General features: G+C 69.9%; 2 protein-coding genes. Both read right to left on the bottom strand.

All coding sequences use genetic code 11. The features are described from left to right. Positions 1 to 1,664 (bottom strand): phosphoenolpyruvate carboxykinase (GTP) (locus QH283_RS03955; protein WP_280501655.1); only part of this gene is annotated, 1,664 nt, incomplete at its 3' end. A 239-nt stretch (positions 1,665 to 1,903) separates the two neighbouring features. Then, a complete protein-coding gene (locus QH283_RS03950; RefSeq protein WP_280501654.1) occupies positions 1,904 to 2,797 on the bottom strand; it encodes a hypothetical protein in 894 nt (297 codons plus the stop codon). Between the last annotated feature and the right edge of the window lie 99 nt (positions 2,798 to 2,896).

Raw genomic sequence — 2,896 nt, 5'->3', positions numbered from 1 at the left:
AGGTCGAGGTGCGCAGCGCGCGGCACGTTGCCGATCACGGTCTCCTCGGCCGAGGCGGTGCCCTCGATGCGGCCGACGATCCACTCCAGCACGCGGGAGTTCTCGCCGAAGCCCGGCCACAGGAAGCGGCCGTCCTCGCCGCGACGGAACCAGTTGACGTAGAAGATCTTCGGCAGCTTGTTCGAGTCGGCGTTCTTGCCAAGCTGGATCCAGTGATCCAGGTAGTCACCGACGTGGTAGCCGAGGAACGGCAGCATGGCCATCGGATCGCGGCGCACGGTGCCGACCTTGCCCTCGGCGGCGGCGGTCTGCTCCGAGGACAGCGTGGCGCCCATGAACACGCCGTGCTGCCAGTCGAAGGACTCGGTCACCAGCGGAACGGTGGTCTTGCGGCGGCCGCCGAACAGGATGGCCGAGATCGGCACGCCCTGCGGGTCGTCCCACTCCGGCGCCAGGATCGGGCACTGCGACATCGGGGTGCAGTAGCGGGAGTTCGGGTGCGCGGCCAGCGTCTCCGTCTCGCGGAGGTACCAGTCGTTGCCCTTCCAGTCGATCAGGTGGTCGGGCTCGCCCTCGAGGCCCTCCCACCAGACGTCGTTGTCGTCGGTGAGCGCGACGTTGGTGTAGACGGTGTTGCCCGCCTCCATGGTCGCCATCGCGTTCGGGTTGGAGCTGTGGTTGGTGCCCGGCGCCACGCCGAAGAAGCCGAACTCCGGGTTGACCGCGTAGAGGCGGCCGTCCTTGCCGAAGCGCATCCAGGCGATGTCGTCGCCAAGGGTCTCCGCGCGCCAGCCGGGGACGGTCGGCTGGATCATCGCCAGGTTGGTCTTGCCGCAGGCGCTCGGGAACGCCGCGGCCACGTAGTAGGCCTTGTCCTCCGGCGAGATCAGCTTCAGGATCAGCATGTGCTCGGCCAGCCAGCCCTCGTCGTGGGCCATGGCCGAGGCGATGCGCAGCGAGTAGCACTTCTTGCCGAGCAGCGCGTTGCCGCCGTAGCCGGAGCCGTAGCTCCAGATCTCCCTGTCCTCGGGGAAGTGGGTGATGTACTTGGTGTCGTTGCACGGCCACGGCACGTCGGCCTGGCCCTCGGCCAGCGGGGCGCCCACGGAGTGCAGCGCCTTCACGAACGGGCGGTCGGCGCCCAGCTTCTCCAGCGCGGCCTTGCCCATGCGGGTCATCACGCGCATGGAGACCACGACGTACTCCGAGTCGGTGATCTCGACGCCGAGCTTCGGGTCCTCAGCGTCCAGCGGGCCCATGCAGAAGGGCACCACGTACATGGTGCGGCCCTTCATGCAGCCGCGGTACAGCTCGGTCATGGTCGCGCGCATCTCGGTCGGATCGACCCAGTTGTTGGTCGGGCCCGCGTCCGCCTCGCTCTTGGAGCAGATGAAGGTGCGCGATTCCACCCGCGCGACGTCGGAGGGGTCGGACAGCGCCAGGAAGGAATTCGGCTTCTTCTTCTCGTCGAGACGCTTGAAGGTGCCCGCCGCCACCAGCTGATCGGTGAGCCGCTCCCATTCGGCATCGGAACCGTCGGCCCAGACGACCCTGGTCGGCTGGGTGAGCTCCGCCACTTCCTGTACCCAGGCGAGAAGTTCGCTGTGCTCGGTCGGCGCCTGGCCGTCGGATCCACGAAGACCAGGAATGGTCGCTGAGGTCATGAAAACTCTCCTGAGATGGGCGGCTCACGGCACCCGCTACGGCCTGAGGACACGCGGCCCCGGCTCGGACGGCGCACCGAGGACGCAGCGGACGCCCGGGTTCCTGATTAGAGGTTAACGTGACGTGACGACTGGAACAGAGCCGGGTTGTGCAATATGTACCCATTCAGTGACCTATTCAACAGCCGCGACACCCTACGACTGTCGATTCGAGACCGGGCATCGGGTATCGGCGTCGGCTATCGGCCCCGGTTTGCCAGGTATTGCTCGAGTAGTGCGATGTCCCGTTCACATGCGGCCAATTGACCGGGACGTTCGGCGGCCGCGCGGCGTATCCGCGCCTCCAATTCCGCCACCCTGCGGTCGTTGTCGACGACCCGCTGCGCACAGGTCCGCATCACCTGTTCGGTGAGCGCGGTTTCGGTCTCGACCAGCGCGGTCGCCACCCGCTGCTCCAACTGGGCCTTCACCGTCACCAGCGCCTCGGCCACCCACTGACGCAGATGCGCGCGGTCGGCGACCTGCCTGCGGGCGCGCACCACCCACCAGGCGACCAGGCCGCCCAGCGCGAGGGTTACCGGAACGCTCGCCACCTCCAACGCGGGCACCAGCGACAGCGGCGAGACCAGCAACCGGCCGAGACCCGCGCCCGCCGAGGCGCCGAGCGCCACCATCAAGTGGTCTTCCACCCCCGTCGGCCTCGGTTCGGGGTCGGGGCCGACGCGCGGGGCCGGTTCCCGCCCGCGTCCCCGAGCCGGGGTGGAACGCGCGTCGAGCACCTCGGTGCCCTGGCCGAGCACCTCGGTCGGGCGGGGACCGGACTCGCCGTGGACGCCGGCCCGCGGAACCACCCGGGATTCACCGGGCGCGCGCACGACCCCGGTGGCGGCCGGGGGGACGGCGGTGTCGACGCGCCTGCCGATCTCGCCGATGCGGTGGTCGAGAGCGCGGTCGACCACCGCGGTCAGGTCGGTGACGGCCTGTTGCAGGCGCAGCGGATAGTCGGGCAGCTCGGCGCGCGGCGCCCGGTCGATCTCGGCGCGGGCGGTGGCGTGCAGGGCGCGCACCTGGGCGCCGGTCTCGGTCATGAGGTCGACGCGGGCCAGGTGCAGCCTGCCGCGCAGCGTGGACATGGCCGCTGCCCTGCCGCCGTCCCCAGCCCCGCCCACCCCGGCCCCCACCGCGCGCCCCCGCCGCATCAAGGGGTGCACCCCCCACGCCGGCAAAAACAA

This window comes from Nocardia farcinica (assembly GCF_029867845.1).
In the GTDB taxonomy this organism is placed as follows: Bacteria; Actinomycetota; Actinomycetes; order Mycobacteriales; family Mycobacteriaceae; genus Nocardia; species Nocardia farcinica_A.
This window is presented reverse-complemented; position numbering and strand designations above follow the sequence as displayed.

Coding starts and splice junctions, on each gene's coding strand:
- QH283_RS03950 (WP_280501654.1), bottom strand. CDS start 2,797: ATGTCCACGCTGCGCGGCAGGCTGCACCTGGCCCGCGTCGACCTCATG.